At 38.3% G+C, this 19557-nt stretch carries 15 protein-coding genes; 9 read left to right on the forward strand and 6 right to left on the reverse strand.

Features of this window, described 5'->3' with window-relative positions:
• Positions 1-56 precede the first annotated feature (56 nt).
• Positions 57-2450 carry a phosphoenolpyruvate synthase gene (gene ppsA, locus CXF71_RS10630; protein ID WP_101232930.1) on the forward strand — a complete coding sequence of 798 codons (2394 nt, stop codon included), beginning with the start codon at positions 57-59 and terminating at the stop codon, positions 2448-2450.
• 300 nt (positions 2451-2750) lie between these two features.
• Here the strand turns inward: ppsA and pyk are convergent, their stop codons facing one another.
• Together pyk and CXF71_RS10640 are read right to left on the reverse strand one after the other, a co-directional pair.
• Positions 2751-4202: a pyruvate kinase gene (gene pyk / locus CXF71_RS10635; protein WP_101232931.1), complete on the reverse strand. Its 1452-nt coding sequence runs from the start codon at positions 4200-4202 to the stop codon at positions 2751-2753.
• A gap of 95 nt (positions 4203-4297) precedes the next feature.
• Positions 4298-5146: a MurR/RpiR family transcriptional regulator gene (locus tag CXF71_RS10640; protein ID WP_101232932.1), complete on the reverse strand. Its 849-nt coding sequence runs from the start codon at positions 5144-5146 to the stop codon at positions 4298-4300.
• Positions 5147-5605: 459 nt separating this feature from the next.
• Between CXF71_RS10640 and zwf the strand changes: the two genes are divergently transcribed.
• The 4 genes from zwf (at position 5606) to CXF71_RS10660 (ending at position 10422) form a co-directional block, all read left to right on the forward strand.
• Positions 5606-7075 carry a glucose-6-phosphate dehydrogenase gene (zwf, locus tag CXF71_RS10645; RefSeq protein WP_101232933.1) on the forward strand — a complete coding sequence of 490 codons (1470 nt, stop codon included), beginning with the start codon at positions 5606-5608 and terminating at the stop codon, positions 7073-7075.
• Between the two features lie 2 nt (positions 7076-7077).
• The gene (gene pgl, locus CXF71_RS10650) at positions 7078-7773 is read left to right on the forward strand and encodes a 6-phosphogluconolactonase (protein WP_101232934.1); all 696 of its coding nucleotides are present in this window, start codon (positions 7078-7080) and stop codon (positions 7771-7773) included.
• A gap of 64 nt (positions 7774-7837) precedes the next feature.
• Positions 7838-9652 (forward strand): phosphogluconate dehydratase, encoded by a 1815-nt coding sequence (gene edd / locus CXF71_RS10655; protein ID WP_101232935.1) that lies wholly within the window; start codon positions 7838-7840, stop codon positions 9650-9652.
• Between the two features lie 122 nt (positions 9653-9774).
• On the forward strand, positions 9775-10422 hold the full coding sequence (locus CXF71_RS10660) for a bifunctional 4-hydroxy-2-oxoglutarate aldolase/2-dehydro-3-deoxy-phosphogluconate aldolase (RefSeq protein WP_101232936.1): 648 nt from the start codon (positions 9775-9777) through the stop codon (positions 10420-10422).
• A gap of 109 nt (positions 10423-10531) precedes the next feature.
• Here the strand turns inward: CXF71_RS10660 and CXF71_RS10665 are convergent, their stop codons facing one another.
• The 3 genes from CXF71_RS10665 to rne all read right to left on the reverse strand — a co-directional run bounded on the left by CXF71_RS10665 (position 10532) and on the right by rne (position 15428).
• Positions 10532-11458, reverse strand: a complete 927-nt coding sequence (locus tag CXF71_RS10665) for a DUF4339 domain-containing protein (RefSeq protein WP_101232937.1) — start codon at positions 11456-11458, stop codon at positions 10532-10534.
• Between the two features lie 81 nt (positions 11459-11539).
• Complete coding sequence (locus CXF71_RS10670) at positions 11540-11971, reverse strand: DUF4339 domain-containing protein (protein ID WP_101232938.1); 432 nt, start codon at positions 11969-11971, stop codon at positions 11540-11542.
• A 355-nt stretch (positions 11972-12326) separates the two neighbouring features.
• Positions 12327-15428, reverse strand: a complete 3102-nt coding sequence (gene rne / locus CXF71_RS10675; protein ID WP_101232939.1) for a ribonuclease E — start codon at positions 15426-15428, stop codon at positions 12327-12329.
• Between the two features lie 693 nt (positions 15429-16121).
• Here rne and rluC point away from each other — a divergent pair.
• Both rluC and CXF71_RS10685 read left to right on the forward strand, forming a co-directional pair.
• Positions 16122-17204: a 23S rRNA pseudouridine(955/2504/2580) synthase RluC gene (gene rluC / locus CXF71_RS10680; RefSeq protein WP_232771447.1), complete on the forward strand. Its 1083-nt coding sequence runs from the start codon at positions 16122-16124 to the stop codon at positions 17202-17204.
• 5 nt (positions 17205-17209) lie between these two features.
• Positions 17210-17875: an HAD-IA family hydrolase gene (locus tag CXF71_RS10685; protein ID WP_101232940.1), complete on the forward strand. Its 666-nt coding sequence runs from the start codon at positions 17210-17212 to the stop codon at positions 17873-17875.
• A gap of 97 nt (positions 17876-17972) precedes the next feature.
• On the opposite strand, the gene CXF71_RS10690 is transcribed toward CXF71_RS10685, so the two are convergent.
• Complete coding sequence (locus CXF71_RS10690) at positions 17973-18575, reverse strand: Maf family protein (RefSeq protein WP_101232941.1); 603 nt, start codon at positions 18573-18575, stop codon at positions 17973-17975.
• Positions 18576-18809: 234 nt separating this feature from the next.
• Between CXF71_RS10690 and yceD the strand changes: the two genes are divergently transcribed.
• Both yceD and rpmF read left to right on the forward strand, forming a co-directional pair.
• Entirely contained in the window at positions 18810-19322 is a 513-nt protein-coding gene (gene yceD / locus CXF71_RS10695; protein ID WP_101232942.1) for a 23S rRNA accumulation protein YceD, read from the forward strand.
• Positions 19323-19370: 48 nt separating this feature from the next.
• Entirely contained in the window at positions 19371-19541 is a 171-nt protein-coding gene (gene rpmF / locus CXF71_RS10700; protein WP_011043108.1) for a 50S ribosomal protein L32, read from the forward strand.
• Positions 19542-19557: the final 16 nt, after the last annotated feature.

Consider the following 19557-nt stretch of genomic DNA (forward strand, 5'->3'; position numbering starts at 1 on the left):
GTCTTGATTTATTAATGGTCAAGTTGAATGGATATTCCCCAATTTGGAGAAGTTACGTGCAAGAAAATGTTCTTTGGTATCAAAGCTTAGGCATGAATGATGTAGACCGTGTCGGCGGTAAAAATGCATCACTTGGTGAGATGATTTCTAACTTAGCGAATGTTGGTGTGCAAGTTCCTACTGGGTTTGCTACTACGTCATTTGCATTTAATGAATTTTTAGAGCAAAGCGGTATTAATGAAAAAATTTACCAACTCCTTGATGATTTAGACGTAGACGATATTAGTGCACTAGGTAAATGTGGTGCTGTTATTCGTCAATGGATTATTGATACACCATTTCTCCCACAAATGCAGAGTGATATTGAAGCTGCATATGCAAAACTTGCCGGTGACTTCTCAGACGATGCATCTTTTGCAGTGCGTTCTTCTGCCACAGCAGAAGATATGCCAGATGCCTCTTTTGCTGGCCAACAAGAAACCTTTTTAAACGTTCGTGGTTTTGATGCAGTCATGATTGCTATTAAGCATGTATTTGCATCGCTTTTTAATGACAGAGCTATTTCATACCGTGTTCACCAAGGCTATGACCATCGTGGTGTTGCCTTATCTGCTGGTATTCAACAAATGGTACGTAGTGATATTTCATCCTCTGGTGTTATGTTCTCTATTGATACTGAGTCTGGTTTTGACCAAGTTGTTTTCATCACCTCAAGCTTTGGCCTAGGTGAAATGGTGGTACAGGGTGCGGTAAACCCTGATGAATTTTATGTTCATAAACCAACGCTGGCTAAAGGAAAACCTGCAGTAGTACGTCGTAATATTGGTAGCAAAGCTATCAAGATGGTTTACTCAGATAGCCAAGAGCATTCTAAACAAGTTGAAATTGTTGATATAGAGCAAGCTGATTCTAACCGTTTTTCATTAACAGATAGCGAAGTTGAAGAATTGGCTAAACAAGCGGTAATCATCGAAAACCATTACGGCCATCCAATGGATATTGAATGGGCAAAAGATGGCTTAGATGGCAAGCTATATATTGTTCAAGCACGTCCTGAAACGGTAAGAAGTCGTGAAAATGCCAATGTAATGGAACAGTTCCAATTACAAACTAACGATAATGTAACTGTTGTTTGTGAAGGTCGTTCTATTGGTCACAAAATTGGTAGCGGTGAAGCTAAAGTTTTATCGTCACTAGCTGAAATGGATAAAATCTTACCTGGCGATGTATTAGTTACTGACATGACCGACCCTGATTGGGAGCCTATCATGAAGCGTGCTTCAGCGATTGTGACTAATCGTGGTGGCAGAACTTGTCATGCTGCTATCATTGCACGTGAAATGGGTATTCCAGCGGTTGTTGGTTGTGGTAATGCAACTGCGCTTATCAACACTGGCGATCACGTCACCGTTTCGTGCGCCGAAGGTGATACTGGGTTTATTTACCGCGGCAAGTTAGATTATGACGTGAAAACGTCTGAAATTAATGATATGCCAGAATTACCACTTAAAATCATGATGAATGTGGGTAACCCAGACAGAGCTTTTGCTTTTGCCCGTTTACCTCATGCTGGTATTGGTCTAGCGCGTTTAGAATTTATCATCAATAAAATGATTGGTATTCACCCTAAAGCTCTGCTTAATTTTGATACGCAGTCTGCTGAGTTACAAGACGAAATCAATGAAATTATCGTGGGTTATGATAACCCGGTTGAGTTTTATATTGCTAAGCTAACAGAAGGTATTTCAACGTTAGCAGCAGCATACTCTCCAGAGAAAGTTATTGTGCGTATGTCTGATTTCAAATCAAACGAATACGCTAATCTTGTTGGCGGCGAAGCGTATGAACCGCACGAAGAAAACCCTATGATTGGTTATCGTGGTGCCGCCCGTTATATCTCTAAAGATTTCAGAGATTGTTTTGCCCTTGAATGTGAAGCGATAAAGCGTGTTCGTAACGACATGGATTTAACTAATGTTGAAGTCATGATCCCGTTTGTACGTACTCTAGGTGAAGCGGCCGCGGTTATTGATATTTTAGCTGAGCATGGCTTAAAACGTGGCGAGAATGGTTTACGCATTATTATGATGTGTGAGTTACCGTCCAATGCGCTACTAGCTGATCAATTTCTTGATTACTTCGATGGTTTCTCTATAGGTTCAAACGATTTAACTCAGTTAACGCTTGGTTTAGATAGAGACTCAGGTTTAATTGCGCATTTATTTGATGAGCGTGACCCAGCGATTAAAATATTATTAGCGATGGCGATAAAAGCCTGTAAAGCACGAGGTAAATACGTGGGGATTTGTGGTCAAGGACCTTCAGATCATGAAGACTTTGCTGCGTGGTTAGTAGAGCAGGGCATTGATAGTGTTTCGTTAAACCCAGATACCGTATTACCAACATGGCTATACCTTGCGGAGCAATTAGCGAAAAAAGATAACAGCTAGTTATATATCCGTTTCACTTGAAAAAGCAGGATCCAATTGGCTTAGAAGTGTTTTATGCTGTGTTATTGATTTGGACAAGGGATAGTTGGGATTGATAGCAAGGCTGATGTGGCGTATTTTAGCCAGTGCAAGTAAGCAACAAGTTAATTAAATTGGCATAATCATATATCAATATATACGCCTTGATTATGAGTTGCTAATAGTTTCTAAAATATACATATTCAGGTAATTGGATAGCGTAAATATAAAAAAGGCCATATGTTGATAACATATGGCCTTTTTAGCATTAAGTATGGAACTTTACTTAAGGTGTTTTTTAGTAACCGTTAGTATTTTCAAAGTATTCGAAGCGCCGACTGTTTCCATCATATCACCATGGGTTAAAATGAGTTTATCACCGACAGCTAAATCAATTTGACTACTGACTACTTTTAACATTTCGTCAGACAAATTGTCATTATTTACGTGAGTTGAATCAAACTCAATAGGGTAAACGCCACGGTATATTGCTGTTTTATTTAATGTTTTTGGATGGCGAGATAATGAGAATATAGGTAAACCTGAAGTAATGCGTGACATTAACTTACTTGTTTGACCTGATTCGGTTAAAGAGATAATCGCTTTAACACCCTCTAAATGGTTTGCAGCGTACATAGCAGAAAGGGCAATGGTTTCTGACACTTCACTAAAAGTAAGTTCAATTCTGTGGTTTGAAATATTAACTGAGCGATGTAGCTCAGCACCAACACAAACATTAGCCATTGCTTTCACTGTTTCAACAGGATATTTACCTGCTGCAGTTTCTGCTGATAACATAACAGCGTCAGTACCATCTAATACAGCATTTGCCACATCCATAACTTCAGCACGCGTTGGCATAGGCTGCTCAATCATGGTTTCCATCATCTGTGTTGCAGTGATCACGACACGATTCAATTGACGAGAGCGAGTAATAATATGCTTTTGCTTACCAACTAATGCAGCATCACCAATCTCAACACCTAAATCACCACGAGCTACCATAACAACATCTGAGGCTAAGATAATACCATCAAGAACTTTGTCATCATTAACCGCTTCAGCGCGTTCAATTTTAGAGACTAAACGAGCATCGCAGCCAGCTTCTTGCGCGAGTAAACGTGCTTCGCGCATATCTGCTGCATCACGAGGGAATGAAACTGCTAGAAAATCGACATCGATAATGGCAGCTAATTTAATATCTTCTTTATCTTTAGCGGTTAAGGCTGGTGCAGTTAAACCACCACCTTGACGGTTAATGCCTTTGTTATTTGATAACGGGCCACCAACAGTAACTATCGTAAATACCGAATTATCAGAAGTAGATAATACTTTTAATTGTACACGGCCATCGTCAAGTAACAAGATGTCACCGGTGTTCACATCTTGCACTAATTTTTTATAATCGATACCAACTTTTTCTTGGCAGCCTTCACCTTTTTCTAGCGTGGCATCTAATTCAAATTTATCGCCAATAGCTAATTTAATCGGGCCATTTTTAAATGTAGAAATACGGATTTTAGGGCCTTGCAAGTCACCTAATATACCAACATAAATACCAAGTTCTTTTGCTATCGCTCTGACATTGTTTGCTCTATCAATATGGTCTTGTGGAATACCGTGAGAAAAATTGAGTCTAACTACGTTTACTCCTGCAGCTAATACACTTTTTAAAATTTCTCTATCGTCAGTTGCCGGACCTAAGGTAGCAACAATTTTCGTTCTTCTAGGCATTGGAATCCTCTTACGTTTTTAATTACGTTTTAAATAGGTTTATCTATTGTATTAATGATGGTTGAAATACAGTTTCAAGCATTAGCGATTTACAATTAGTCTTTTCTCTCGAAGCGTGAACTTCTCAAACTATCTTTTACTTTTTTCAGGTTGTCTCTAAATTTACTACCGCGACGTAAAGTAAATCCGGTCGCTAGCACATCAATTAAGGCTAATTGTGCAATACGTGACGACATTGGCATATACAGATCGGTATCTTCACTCACATCAACTGAAAGTACGATGTTACATTCTTTGGCAAGTGGTGTACCTGTTGTGGTGATACCTATTACTGTGGCATCGTTTTCTTTCGCTAAACTGGCCACTTCAACAAGTGACTTTGTACGTCCTGTATGCGAGATAACAACAACAACATCACCTTGGCGGCTATTTATAGCACTCATACGTTGCATTAAGATGTCATCAAAATAAACAACAGGCACATTGAAGCGGAAAAACTTATTTTGTGCATCATGAGCGACAATCGCAGAAGCACCTAAACCAAAAAATGAAATCTTGTTGGCTTGAGTCAATAAATCCACAGAGCGATTGATATCATTAGAGTCTAAACTTTTACGTGCTAATTCAAGACTAGCCATTGTTGATTCAAATATCTTAGAGGTATATTCATCAGCAGTATCATTTTCATCAACATGACGATTAACGTACGGCGTACCATTAGCTAAGCTTTGAGCTAGGTGTAATTTAAAGTCAGGGTAACCTTTGGTATCTAAACGACGACAAAAGCGGTTAACGGTTGGTTCACTGATATTGGCTTGTTTGGCAAGTGCCGCAATACTTGAGTGAATAACAGTACCGGGTGACGCTAATATAACTTCAGCTACCTTTCGTTCTGATTTACTGAGCATGTCTAGTTCGTTAGTGATCTTTTCTAATATATTCATTATGGTCTGATCCTAGATCTTCTGTATCGAAAGTTTTAACCGATATTTTAATGATAACGAGCAAAAATATTAGGCTATTTTGTCTATACTGTAATTTATTTTCTGCCTAAGGAACAGAAAAAATGAAATTTTATTTCATAAATTAGGATTAATATAAGAAATTAGCGGTGTATTTTATAAATGTTTACTATTTAAACAACACGATTACTGTGTGCTTCTATAGTAAAGAGACCTTTATTTACCGTGCTACCTTATCTGAAGGCTGATAATTGGATATGAAGATAATTGATGTAGTAAAATTACAAAAAGTTCTTTACTGTCGACTAAACAAGCGCTAAATTAGATGTATATGTAGTTTAGTTACATCTAATTAGTTTTGCTGTAAGCGCGTTATCTTTGATGCATGAGTAAATATATAAGTAAAATTAAAGCAATGAAATTTTATATAAGAGAAATTCTATGAGTAATTTAGATTGTCAATCAGCGAGTGAAATCGTCATTTTTGGAGCCTTGGGTGATTTATCTCGCCGCAAGCTACTACCCGCATTATACCAACTAGAAGTCTGTGGTTTAATCAATAAAGATAGCCGTATTGTTGGTGCGGCAAGACAAGATCATAGCCTTGAAGAATTCAAAAGCGTTGTTTTAGAGAATTTAAATAATTTTGTTAAAGAAAAAATAGATGAGGAAGTGCTAGCACGTTTTATCAATCGATTGGTTTATCAGCAGCTAGATTTCAAAGAGTACAGCTCATTTAATAAATTAGGTGATGCGCTAGCGAGCGGAAACACTACCCGTGTTTATTACTTTTCAACACCACCAGCAATTTATGGTGATATTTGTAAGGGCTTAGACCACGCTAATTTAATTACCGATGCGGATCGTGTTGTGATGGAAAAGCCAATTGGCCACTCGCTTGAGTCTTCAATTGAAATCAACAATCAGGTGTCTGAATTCTTCAAAGAAAACCAAACTTACCGTATAGATCATTATTTAGGTAAAGAAACGGTATTAAACCTATTGGTATTACGTTTTGCCAACTCACTATTTACTAACAACTGGGATCGTAACAGCATAGATCATGTACAAATTACCGTAGCAGAGAGTGTTGGTATTGAAGGTCGTTGGGGATTTTATGATGAAGCCGGACAAATGCGCGATATGGTGCAAAATCACTTATTGCAAATATTATCTCTTTTGGCCATGGAGCCACCGGCTGATTTAAGTGCGGAAAGTGTTCGTGCCGAAAAGTTGAAAGTTGTTAAAGCATTAAAAGCAATCAACCGAGAAAATATTAAAGATAAAGCTGTTCGTGGTCAATACAGTGATGGCTTCTTAAATGGCGCACCTGTGCCTGGTTATTTAAATGAAGAAGATGCGAACGCTAATAGCAATACAGAAACATTTGTCGCTATTAAAGCAGAGATAGATAATTGGCGTTGGAAAGGCGTACCATTTTACCTTCGAACAGGTAAGCGTATGCCAAAGAAACACAGTGAAATAGTGGTACATTTTAAGCAGCAACCACATAATATTTTTAAAGATAGCTACAGCGACTTACCTGCTAATAAATTAACCATCCGTTTGCAACCTGACGAAGGAGTTGAGTTACAAATGATGAACAAAATTCCGGGTATTGCTTCACAAATGCGTATTCAAGAAAATAAGTTAGATTTAAGTTTTTCTGATACTTATAACGATGAACGTGTTGTTGATGCTTACGAACGTTTAATGTTAGAAGTGCTAAATGGCAATCAGTCATTATTCGTTAGCCGTGATGAAGTTGAAGCTGCTTGGATATGGGCTGATAGTATTATTGAAGCGTGGAATACAACAAATGAAGCACCTAAACCCTATGCTGCGGGTTCATGGGGACCTGTATCTTCAATATCTCTAATTGCGCGTGATGATCGCCAGTGGATAGAATAATTATGCACCAATTAACAGAATTCACCTCACGAGACGATTTAGATAATCAACTAGCAAACACGGTCAGTGATATTTTAGCTAAAGCAATTAAAGAGACAGGTAAAGCAAGCATTGCCGTATCCGGAGGCTCTACGCCTAAAGGTTTCTTTAGCGTGTTATCACAAAGTGATCTTGATTGGTCAAAGGTAACCATTACCTTGGCTGATGAACGTTGGGTTCCTATTGATAGCGATGCAAGTAATACCCGTTTAGTTCATGAAAACTTACTACAAAATAAAGCTGAAAAAGCTAAGTTTTTTCATCTTAAACAAGGTAATGAACTAACAGACGAAACTCTTGCTGATTTAAACGTAGCAGCAAGTAAAACATTGTTACCACTAGATGTATTAATTTTAGGAATGGGTGAAGACGGTCACACGGCTTCATTATTCCCATGTAGCGACGAAATCACTTCAGGTCTCGATGAATCGAATGATGACGTACTACTGAAAGTTCAACCTAAAACGGCGCCACATCAGCGCATCAGTTTTACTTTTGCTAGCTTAATAACCAGCAAAAATATTTTCCTTCACTCATGCGGAGAAGGAAAGAAGACGGTATTAACACAAGCGTTAAATGGTGATGATCCGTTTGAAATGCCTATCAGGGCATTTTTACAACACCCTAGCTTAAACACTCAAATTTTTTGGGCACCATAACTCACTTGGCAAAATAAGTTTAAGTTTTAGATCAAAATGAAAAGTATATAAGTTGAGAGATTAAATGAAACAGCAAATAGTAGATATTACCGACAGAATCATAAAACGTAGTGCTAAAACGCGTGCTGAATATTTAGCTAAAATTGATGCAGCCAAATCAGACACGGTACATCGTGCTGGCTTATCATGTGGTAACTTAGCACATGGCTTTGCAGCTTGTGGTAAAGAAGATAAAGCCTCGTTACGCGGTATACAACACTCAGACATCGCTATTGTTACCTCTTACAACGATATGCTTAGTGCACATCAACCGTATCAAACGTACCCTGATATTATCAAAGCAGCAGTTAAAGACGCAGGTGGTGTTGCACAAGTTGCTGCCGGTGTTCCTGCTATGTGCGATGGCGTGACTCAAGGTCAACCGGGCATGGATTTAAGCCTGATGAGCCGTGATGTTATCGCTATGTCAACAGCTGTTGGTCTATCTCATAACATGTTTGATGGTGCATTAATGCTAGGCATCTGTGACAAAATAGTACCCGGATTACTGATCGCGAGTATGACATTTGGTCACTTACCAACCGTATTTGTTCCTGCAGGTCCAATGCCTTCAGGACTTCCAAATAAAGAAAAAGCACGTGTACGTCAGCAGCATGCTAAAGGTGAAGTAGACGAAGAAGCTTTACTTGAGGCTGAGTCGGCATCATATCACTCTGCTGGTACTTGTACTTTCTTCGGCACAGCAAACTCCAATCAGCTAGTGGTTGAAGTAATGGGATTACATTTACCAGGTGCTTCATTTATTGCGCCTAATACACAACTTCGTGAAGAATTAACAAAAGCCGCTGCTCGTCAAGCAACACGCTTAACACAGCAATCTGGCAGTTACATGCCGATTGGTAAAATGGTTGATGAACGCTCAGTGGTAAACGCAATTGTTGCATTACTGGCAACAGGTGGTTCAACTAACTTAACCATGCATATTATTGCTTTTGCTAAAGCCGCCGGTATCATCATTAACTTTCAAGATTTTAATGATCTTTCTGAAGAAGTACCACTATTAACACGTATATACCCTAATGGCCATGCAGACATTAACCAATTCCAAGAAGCAGGTGGGATGGCGTTATTATTCCGTGAACTTATTGAAGGCGGACTAGTGTACGAAGATGTAGAAACCATATGTGGTCGTGGTTTAACTCGTTACACTAAAAAACCAGTATTAGATAATGGTGAACTTAAGTGGGTTGATTGTGTTGAAAAGTCACTTGATGATGCCATTATTGCAACGGTTGCTAAACCATTTAGCGCTCATGGTGGTTTACGTGTAATGAAAGGTAACTTGGGTGTTTCTGTTATAAAAACATCATCACTTCGAGAAGGCAGTTTTGTCATTAAAGCCCCTGCTGTTGTATTTGAAGACCAACATGAATTACAAACTGCATTTGATGCAGGAGAGCTAGAAAAAGATTTTGTTGCCGTTGTTAGATTCCAAGGACCTAAAGCGCGTGGCATGCCTGAATTACATAAATTAACGCCATTGTTAGGTGTACTTCAAGACAAAGGTTTTAAAGTCGCTCTTGTTACTGACGGACGTATGTCTGGCGCATCAGGAAAGGTACCTGCAGCCATCCATTTATGCCCTGAAGCACTTGATGGCGGTTTGATTGCTAAGGTTCAGACAGGCGACATGATTAGCCTAAATGGTGAAACGGGCGAATTGACACTCCTCGTTGATGAACAAGAGTTAGCAAATCGCGAAACGTCAATATTTCAAGTTAATGGCCATCATGAAGGTATGGGTCGTGAGTTATTTGGCTTTATGCGCCGTAACTTGAGTTCGGCTGAAACAGGTGCGTGTTCGTTATTCGATTCATAACCAATAAGAACAGATAACGATTAAGGAGTTACAACGTGGCTCCTTATTATAATTAACAATATAAAAAATTCAGCGTCTATTTAACCCTAAGGTTAAGTGTCGTAAAGAAATAAAGAGGAATTATGACAGTATCAAAAAATTGGCAAATTATGCCAAAGGACCTTTTCAACATGGGACCTATTGTTCCTGTACTAGTAATTAACAACGTTGAAGAAGCGTTACCAATTGCTGAAGCGCTATTAACTGCTGGGATTAAAGTCTTAGAAGTAACCCTACGTACGCCAGCAGCACTTGATGTTATCAGTGCCATTGCTAGAGAGTTACCAGAAGCTATCGTAGGCTCGGGTACAGTAACCAATCGTCAGCAGTTACAACAGTCTTATGATGCAGGTGCTAAATTTGCTATTAGTCCAGGTTTAACAAAAGATTTATTACAAGCCGGCAATGAAGGTAATATCGCGTTAATACCAGGTATATCTTCGATTTCAGAGCTTATGGAAGGAGCCGATTATGGTTACGATCATTTAAAGTTTTTTCCTGCTGAAGCATCCGGTGGCGTTAATGCTATTAAATCAATTGGTGGTCCTTTCCCTGATATTCGTTTTTGCCCTACGGGAGGCATAAACTTAAATAATGTTCGAGATTATTTAGCCTTACCTAATGTTGTTTGTTGTGGCGGCTCATGGTTAGTATCAAATGAGATTGTTGACAATAAGAATTGGTCTGAAATCACTAGATTAGCCAACCAAGCGTTAGCGCATGTAAGGTAAAACTAAGGCTTATTCGTTAATAAGCAATAAAAAAGCCAGTCATTATAAATAATGACTGGCTTTTTTATTGCTATGTTATCAACAAGTCACAGCTTTTGTAGGAACATTTTTACTGGTTGTTTTGGGCCATTTTCAAACGTTCAGCCATTGATAATGGCTCATCCTTACCTTTTTTGATTTCAACTTTTTTAACATCTTCTTTTTTAACTTCAACTTTCTCTACTTTACTGTCACCTTTAAATACAGACTTCATCATGCTTTTCATGCCATTGAAGCTGTCTTTAGTTGAATGACTCTCTTCGACTGTGTCGTTTGAAAGTGATTTCGATGCAGTTTTATCTACGTTTTTGGCTGTTTTATTATCGAGCTCTTTTATTTCAACAGGAGCTACTTCAACCTTTGCTTCGACGGCGTCAGCACGACTATGAGGTGTTGCTAATTTTTCTTGGGCAAGTTTCGCTCTACTTACTTGTGCGCTGGAAAGTGCGTTACCACCACTGTCTTGTGACATTGCTATGCTTTGGTTACAAGAAGGCATAAATATATCATTAGAGCTCATTCTACGATCAAAGTCGTCCACTACCTCAGTCATTTCAGTCTCAGCTATACTAACAGCATCTTTAACTTGAGATAACTTACGTCTTAAGTTGTTGTATTTCTTCTCAATGTTATCAATAGCACCTTTAACATCATCATTTAAGTTCTGAGTTAGATCCTTATACTCTTCAATTTGTTTATCAAATTTAGCAAGAGAAGATTGACTATGATTAATGCTATCGTCAATTGAGGTCAATTTTGATTCTAAACGTTGTTTCTTAGCTAAAAACTTGTCAGAAATTTCTTTTGGAATTGAAGGCGACTGCACAGTCGGCGGAAGTACATCGGCAAATTCACTAATACAATTGACCGGCTTCCACTGAGTAAAGGAAGGGTGCCAGCCATAAACATTTGGGTTACTTGCTAAATAATCTTTCGCTGCGTCTAAATCTAATGGGGCAGTTACTTTGCCATTATTTGAAAAAAACCATTTTTTCATCGTAAATACTCTTATCTGTTAACGTTAGTTTTATAATTAATTTGATAAACGACTCAGTTGGTATTTAACCAACGAGCAGTGTTAATAATCAGTTTTAATTACGTTAGCTAGGTTTTTCTGTAGAGAGGCGTACTGCTCTTCAATCTGCTTGACCACTATTTTAACTTGTTCTGTTAAATCACGAGCTGTTCTTCCATAATTATCTAAGTCAGTATCAATTTCATACAAAGAATCAGACGTGATTTTAATCGTTTTATCAATACGGTCTAATGTTGTTATCAATTCTTTTTCTTCCCCAATTAAATCATCAATAAGACCACTTGGGATCTCTATTGGAGGTGGAGGAGGGGAAATTGACGTTTCAAATTCATCAATACAACTAACGGGGACCCAATGAGTGTAAGAAGGGTGCCAAGCATATAAGTCAGGATTCTTTGAAATTAATTCATTTGACTCTTTTAACCCTAAAGGACCTGTTACTTCACCATTGTCAGAAAAAAACCATTTTTTCATAATAATTATTACTCTCTTTTATATCAGTTACCCTATTTGAATTAGGTAACAATAACGACCTATCTAATTTATTAACTGTGGGTCTTCTACTCCTTACCATTTAACGTTAGCTTAAGCCAACAGTCAAGCTATTTTGTTAATGCTAAGTTATAGTTTTGTATTACTTTTTTTAATGGGTTTGTAAATATAATGTTATATAAATGTACTGAGTTAACATCTTAATTCATATACTTTTTATAATTAATTTAATAACTAAGGTGTAGGAATGAATAGTGTTTAAGCCGTTAAAATTTAGATAAAAAAAAGCCAGTTATAATGTTTATAACTGGCTTTTAAGTTTAAAGAACGCGTTGTTCTATGGCTTAGTAGCCATCGCGCTACTACGGCTTGTCACATCAGCAAGAATAGCAGTCCTACCTGATGACTGATGAACTTGTCGTTCACTATCAGCCATAAAGCTTGTTGGGATCTCTTTAATTACTGAGATTGTTTCTGTTTTTGTCATTGGTGCTGTTGCATGACCAGAAAGACTATTTGCTTTCTTAATTTGCCTTGCTAACTTTTTATCTTTTGTTGCGGTTTTCTTCGCAGCAGGAGCAGCCTTCTTGACTTTTTTAACTTCAACCTCAACTTTATCTTCTTGAGTTTCTATATTGTCTTCAGCCGCTTCAACGTCAATAACTACAGGAGCAACAACTTCTAGCTTCTCTATTGCAACTGTTTCAGCAGACTGACTTGTCACTTCTGCAGTTACAACAATATCTTCTTTTTGTTCTAACGGTAACTCTTGCTGAACTTCAGTCACAGGTGCAGCTTCAACAGGAGCAGCTTCAACAGGTGCAGCTTCAACAGGAGCCGCTTCAACAGGAGCAGCTTCAACAGGAGCCGCTTCAACAGGTGCAGCTTCAACAGGAGCCGCTTCAACAGGTGCAGCTTCAACAGGTGCCGCTTCAACAGGAGCCGCTTCAACAGGTGCCGCTTCAACAGGAGCAGCTTCAACAGGTGCCGCTTCAACAGGAGCAGCTTCAACAGGTGCCGCTTCAACAGGAGCAGCTTCAACAGGTGCAGCTTCAACAGGAGCAGTTACAACAGGTGCAGCTTCAACAAGTGCAGCTTCAACAAGTGCAGCTTCAACAGGAGCAGTTACAACAGGTGCAGTTGTCGTAGCAGGATAACGTGCCTCTACAGATTCATCGATAGATACTTCTTCACCAGTTAATGCCTGTTCTTGTTGTGAATTTTCACTATCACTGTTGCTACGGCGACGTCGTTGGCCATTTGCTCTTAGGTGTCTAGGAGAACGTCTATTACGTGGTTTATCATCATTTTGAGCTACGTCTTCTACAATAGGAGTATTAACCTGTTCATTCTCAGTTGTGTTAACTGCTGTTAATGCTTCAGTTGTATCGATAGCTATATTTGCTGGGTTTACACGTATTTTTTTACGATTAGTTCTACGTTGGCGACGCTCACCGACTTTCTCTTCTTTAATGACATTTTCTTTCTCTACACTATCATTCTTACGAGGTTGTCTCTTAGGCTTATTCACTTCATCATGACTAGAACGAGGTGTTCTTGGTTCATTCTGTTTATTAACAGGACGATTGGTAGAGTCCTCGTCATTACGATCGGGACGATTGGTGCCACGATTATTACGACGTTTTGCTTGCTGATTTCTTTGTCTATCTTGTGGTCGTCTAGGTTTTTGACTAGTGCTTGTTTCTTTACTCTCTTTAACAACCACTACTTCTTCGGCAATAAATAAGCCCTTTAACCAAGTAAAGAAGCCACCAGATTTCTTTGATACCAAAGGGGTGTCAGCTTTTACTGCTTTTTCAGTAGGCATTGGAGCTGATTTTGGTGCTGTCATTCCTTGAATCAAAGGTTCATCAGGCTTTGATGTTACTTTATCAAATTTCGGCATTTTAGCTTCTTCAAGTTCAGCTTGTTTTACCGGTAATTCATAACTTGCTTCAACAACAGTTTCATCCGTTTTAACGCGCAGTACTTCGTATTGCGGTGTATCCATGTGTGGATTAGGAATGATTAAAACCCTAACGTTATGATGTTTTTCAACATGCATAACAGAGCGACGTTTTTCATTTAATAAGTAGGTAGCAACAGGTACAGGCACTTGTGCTTGTACATGAAGTGTATTGTCTTTTATGGCTTCTTCTTCCATTAAACGCAATACCGATAGCGCTAAAGATTCAACGCCACGTACATGACCGGTACCACTACAACGAGGACATACACCTTGGCTTGTTTCACCAATAGAAGGACGTAAACGTTGGCGAGACATCTCTAATAAACCAAAACGAGATATTTTTCCTAGTTGTATACGTGCTCTATCTTGGTGAACTGAATCACGCATTCTATTTTCTACTTCACGTTGATGACGAACAGGTGTCATATCGATAAAATCGATGACAACTAAGCCACCTAAGTCACGTAAACGTAGTTGACGAGCAATTTCTTCTGCTGCTTCTAAGTTAGTATTAAAAGCAGTTTCTTCAATGTCACTACCTTTAGTTGCACGGGCAGAGTTAACATCTATTGAAGTCATCGCTTCAGTTGGGTCAATAACTATTGAACCACCAGAAGGTAGACGAACTTCACGTTGAAATGCGGTCTCAATTTGAGTTTCAATTTGGTAGTGAGTAAATAAAGGTACATCACTAGTATAAAGCTTGATCTTACTTAAGAAGTCAGGACGAACAACTTCAATGTGTTTTTTTACACTTTCAAAGGTTTTAGGACGATCTATTAATACTTCACCAATGTCACGGCGAAGATAGTCACGAATAGCACGCAAAATTAGGTTTGTTTCTTGATGAATTAAGAAAGGAGCAGGACGACTTTTTCCTGCCTCACTGATTGCTTGCCAGTGATGCAAAAGAACACTGAGATCCCACTTTAGTTCGTCGTAATCTTTACCAACACCAGCAGTTCTTACAATTAAACCCATTCCTTTAGGTAAATCTAGTTTACTTAATGATGTTTTTAATTCAGTACGTTCGTCACCTTCAATACGACGAGAAATACCACCAGCACGCGGGTTGTTAGGCATTAATACTAAATAACTACCGGCGAGACTAATAAAGGTGGTAAGAGCTGCGCCTTTTTGACCACGTTCCTCTTTATCAATTTGAACGATAACCTCTTGGCCTTCGTGTAACACTTCTTTAATGTTAGGTCGGCCTTGGAATGTATAGCCTTTAGGGAAGTATTCACGTGCGATTTCTTTCATTGGTAAGAAACCATGGCGATCAGCACCATAATCAACAAAAGCCGCTTCTAAAGAAGGCTCGATACGGGTGATTTTAGCTTTGTAAATATTAGATTTTTTTTGTTCATGACCAGGGCTTTCAATATCTAAATCGTAAAGCTTTTGACCATCTACTAGTGCTACGCGCAATTCTTCTGATTGGGTAGCGTTAATTAACATACGTTTCATAGTTTGCCGGACTCATTTTAGTCACAACACACCATTTGCTTAGGACACAAAGCAATCTGTTTTTCTGGTAACAGCAGTTTGTCAACCTCACGGTTGTCAGAGTTAACCTGTCATAAAACCAAGTTAAGCTATTATAAATTCGGATTGTTTTTTATATCATCGCCCTTTATTTAAGTGGCAATGCTAAATTATTTCTTTATGTGCTCAGCGTGTGTGCTGTGCAACATATCAGTGCATTCTCGCTCTGATACTATTTTATAATAATTGCTTTATGGTGCTGGGCTAATAACAATTCAAAATCAAATTGTTAAAACTGTTTATGCTTATTTGACAATCTACAACGGGTAAAACATCAAAAGTGATGGTTTACTGTGTCAAATAATGCAATAGGCCGTACTATCAGTATGTCTTTTTTCTATTTTTATCAACGCTAAATATGTGCAGTTAATAAAATAAAAGTTCGCATAAAAATGTGGCCGCAGTTTGCCTCTTACGTCTCTCTTTAAAGCTTCTAGGGTTAAATTTGTTACGTTGATTAGCCGTGTGTGAATCTTTAATATGGCTTCTTAATACGCAGTTAGCGTTAAATATCAACTAATAACCCTGATATTATCCCACTATCTTTGTTGTTTAGCCAATTAAAAAGGGAGTTAATTGCATTATTCGCTAAATAAAGTGTGTTAAACTGCAGCTATGAAAGAAATTAAGACCAAAAAAGCCAAACACGTGCCTAAAATTAAATTAAAGACAAAACATCACTCAGTTGAAAAAAAAATTCAACAGATAAAAATCACGCCTGAAAAGCCTAAACAAGTAACAAACGAGCCTGAGCCCGAAAAGCCAAAAGTACGTTTTATCACTATAGATAGTGAGGATGAAGGACAACGAATTGATAATTTCCTTTTAAGGACGCTCAAAGGTGTTCCTAAAAGTCATCTATATCGCTTAATGCGTAAGGGCGAGATAAGAGTTAATAAAAAGCGAATTAAACCTGTCTATAAATTATTGTTAAATGATGAGTTACGTATTGCCCCTATTAGAGTTTCAGAAGAAAAGGATGCTGTTTCTACAGGACTCAATATTGTTGCTAATTTAGAAAAACAAATACTTTTTGAAGATGATCGTTTAATTGTTATCAATAAGCCATCAGGTATGGCAGTTCATGGTGGTAGCGGATTAAGTTTTGGATTAATTGAAGCGTTACGTGCGTTGAGACCAGATGCGCGAATGTTAGAGCTCGTTCATCGATTAGACAGAGATACGTCTGGTTGTTTACTGGTAGCTAAAAAACGCTCAACTTTGCGACACTTACATGAACAGTTTCGTGAAAAAAATGTACAAAAATTTTATCACGCTTTAGTTAAAGGTCATTGGCCGACTAAACTTACGCGAGTTACTGATGCACTAAAGAAAAATGATTTAAAATCAGGTGAACGCGTTGTCGTTGTTGATAACCAAGAAGGTAAAGAGTCTGAAACACGCTTTAGAGTGTTAGAGCGCTATCGTGGTGCTACTTTAGTGAGGGCTTTCCCGGTAACAGGCAGAACACATCAAATCCGCGTTCACTGTCAAACGAGTGGTCACTCCATTGCGATGGATGCAAAATATGGTCATGAAGAGTTTGATGAGCAGATGAAGAGTAAAGGATTAAAAAGACTTTTCTTACATGCCGCTAGTATTGAGTTCACTCACCCAAGCACAGAGGAACGCTTAAAAATTGAAGCACCGATGGAGGCTAGTTTAGAGAAACTGTTAACTAAGTTGGTTAAAGAATAACGCGCATGACTGAGTATAAATTAGTTATTTTTGATTGGGACGGTACTTTGATGGATTCAATTGCTCGTATTGTTTCATCAATGCAAGCAGCAGCACGTCATTGTCAGTTGACTATACCGACAGTCAATAACGTAAAAAATACCATAGGCTTAAGTTTACCTAAGGTGCTTGATATTTTATTCCCTAGTGCTTCTCAAATCGATATAACTGCTTTGCTTGAGCAATACAAATTTCAATATGTCGAGGGGAATAGTACTCCGGCACCTTTGTTTGAACATGCTCTGTCGTTATTAAAGGCACTTACCGATAACGACAAGCTGTTAGCTGTGGCAACAGGTAAAGGGCGAGAAGGATTACAACGTGTATTTTCTGCAAGCCAAACAGAACATTTTTTTCATGCATCACGTTGTGCTGATGAGGCTCGATCTAAACCTGATCCACAGATGCTATTAAGCTTACTAGCAGAGCTAAGCATTGCACCTGAGCAAGCCGTTATGATTGGTGATACTAGTTATGATATGCAAATGGCGCAAACGGCGGGTATAGATAGGATAGGTATTACCCTTGGCGTCCACGATAGAGATATATTAAACAACTACCAGCCAATAGCCATTGTTGACTCTCTTGCTGAGTTACAGCAATTACTACTACCCGCAGCAGTGCACAGATAATCATGTAGCATTCTCTAAAATTACTATACCTAAAACAACTAATAGCACTTTAATACTGTGCTACTGGTTGTTTTAGATTTTCTTAAACAGCGATTTATTAATCAGTTATTTTACTTTGCTCAGCTAAGACATCGATACCTTGCTGCTTTAATAATGCAACAAGTTTAATTAATGGTAGCCCTATTAATGTATTTGGGTCATCACCTTCAAGTTTGTTAAATAAGCAAATACCCAAACCTTCACTTTTAAAACTACCAGCACAGTTATAGGGTTGTTCAGCATTAAGATAATTTTCTATGTCTTTTGGGCTCAGTTGATTAAAATGCACGGTAAAGGGTTCAACCAAGGCAATTGCTTTATCTTTCTCACTGTCATAAACGCACAGGCCAGTATAGAAGATAATGCTTTTACCACTAAATTTACTCAGCTGAATAACAGCATTGTCAAAACTATGAGGCTTCCCTAAAATTTCGCCTTCACAAACGGCAACCTGATCTGAGCCTATAATTAACGCGTTTGGATATTCTGATGTAACCGCTTTTGCCTTTTCTATGGCAAGGCGCTCAACCAAAGCTTGGGGGGATTCACCTTTTAGTGCCGTTTCATCAATATTAGGTTTTGCGCAGTGAAAAGGTAGTTGAAGTTTTTCTAAAATAGTTTTACGAAATGGAGAAGTTGATCCAAGCACTAAGGTTTTCATATTTATCCTTCTTTTAATGTAATACTATTAAGTATAAAGAAGTGAGAACATTCTTACACTGATTAGTATTAAGTAGCTATAATGAGCTGCATTGTTTTTTTAAATAGCAATTGTTGTCAAAATAAACAATTATTATACAATAATTGTTTATTTTGAGACTATCTTGAACTTTTAAACAAAATAGTGCAATTTTCTTTTGACACTAGCCGGTAGGGACTATAATATGCGCGCCTTATGCAGAATCTTAAACTTCCAATAACAATTAGTCCATCCCGTAGCGCGCAACGTAGACTTGTGTGCAAAGGTGTATTTAAATTAGCGGATATGACGAGACTGCTTGCAGAATGCGAAAGCAGAAGCGAGCATGTTCAAGTAAGTGTTAAGTTTGATGTGGATGAACGTGGTTTGACAGTAATGTCAGGTACGGGATCGGCATTAGTTGCATTAACTTGTCAGCGGTGTAACGAAAATTTTGACCAGACGCTTGAAGTAGAGTTTACTTTTAGTCCTGCCAAAAATGAGGAAGCAGCTGAAAAAATCCCGTCATATTATGACGTAGTAGAATTAGATGAAAATGGTGAAGTAAACTTACGTGAATTAGTGGAAGAAGAGTTAATGCTCATGATCCCATTAATTCCACGGCACAACATTCAAGATTGTTCAGCTGATGCTGATTCAGTTTGGGGTGAGTTGCCAGAAGAGCTTGAGCAGCCAAATCCATTTGATGTATTAAAACAATTCAAGTAGTTAATAAGCATAAAGCTATTTAACTAATAACCGATTTAGGAGTAACTCATGGCAGTACAAAAAAGCAAAAAGTCTCGTTCAAGACGTGGCATGCGCCGTTCACATGATGCAGTAACACCGGAAAACTTATCAGTAGATCCAGTATCTGGTGAAACGCATAGACGTCACCATATAACTGCTGATGGCTTTTACAAAGGCGTTAAAGTAATCGCTGTTTAAGCGATTATATTTTAGG

The sequence above is a fragment of the Colwellia sp. 12G3 genome, from assembly GCF_002836775.1.
Lineage (GTDB): Bacteria > Pseudomonadota > Gammaproteobacteria > Enterobacterales > Alteromonadaceae > Colwellia.

What these genes read in the sequence shown, in the direction of transcription:
- rne (WP_101232939.1), bottom strand. Translation starts at nt 15,428, where the DNA reads ATGAAACGTATGTTAATTAACGCTACCCAATCAGAAGAATTGCGCGTA.
- edd (WP_101232935.1), top strand. Translation starts at nt 7,838, where the DNA reads ATGAAACAGCAAATAGTAGATATTACCGACAGAATCATAAAACGTAGT.
- yceD (WP_101232942.1), top strand. Translation starts at nt 18,810, where the DNA reads ATGCAGAATCTTAAACTTCCAATAACAATTAGTCCATCCCGTAGCGCG.
- CXF71_RS10670 (WP_101232938.1), bottom strand. Translation starts at nt 11,971, where the DNA reads ATGAAAAAATGGTTTTTTTCTGACAATGGTGAAGTAACAGGTCCTTTA.
- CXF71_RS10665 (WP_101232937.1), bottom strand. Translation starts at nt 11,458, where the DNA reads ATGAAAAAATGGTTTTTTTCAAATAATGGCAAAGTAACTGCCCCATTA.
- rluC (WP_232771447.1), top strand. Translation starts at nt 16,122, where the DNA reads ATGAAAGAAATTAAGACCAAAAAAGCCAAACACGTGCCTAAAATTAAA.
- rpmF (WP_011043108.1), top strand. Translation starts at nt 19,371, where the DNA reads ATGGCAGTACAAAAAAGCAAAAAGTCTCGTTCAAGACGTGGCATGCGC.
- CXF71_RS10690 (WP_101232941.1), bottom strand. Translation starts at nt 18,575, where the DNA reads ATGAAAACCTTAGTGCTTGGATCAACTTCTCCATTTCGTAAAACTATT.
- CXF71_RS10640 (WP_101232932.1), bottom strand. Translation starts at nt 5,146, where the DNA reads ATGAATATATTAGAAAAGATCACTAACGAACTAGACATGCTCAGTAAA.
- zwf (WP_101232933.1), top strand. Translation starts at nt 5,606, where the DNA reads ATGAGTAATTTAGATTGTCAATCAGCGAGTGAAATCGTCATTTTTGGA.
- pgl (WP_101232934.1), top strand. Translation starts at nt 7,078, where the DNA reads ATGCACCAATTAACAGAATTCACCTCACGAGACGATTTAGATAATCAA.
- CXF71_RS10660 (WP_101232936.1), top strand. Translation starts at nt 9,775, where the DNA reads ATGACAGTATCAAAAAATTGGCAAATTATGCCAAAGGACCTTTTCAAC.
- CXF71_RS10685 (WP_101232940.1), top strand. Translation starts at nt 17,210, where the DNA reads ATGACTGAGTATAAATTAGTTATTTTTGATTGGGACGGTACTTTGATG.
- pyk (WP_101232931.1), bottom strand. Translation starts at nt 4,202, where the DNA reads ATGCCTAGAAGAACGAAAATTGTTGCTACCTTAGGTCCGGCAACTGAC.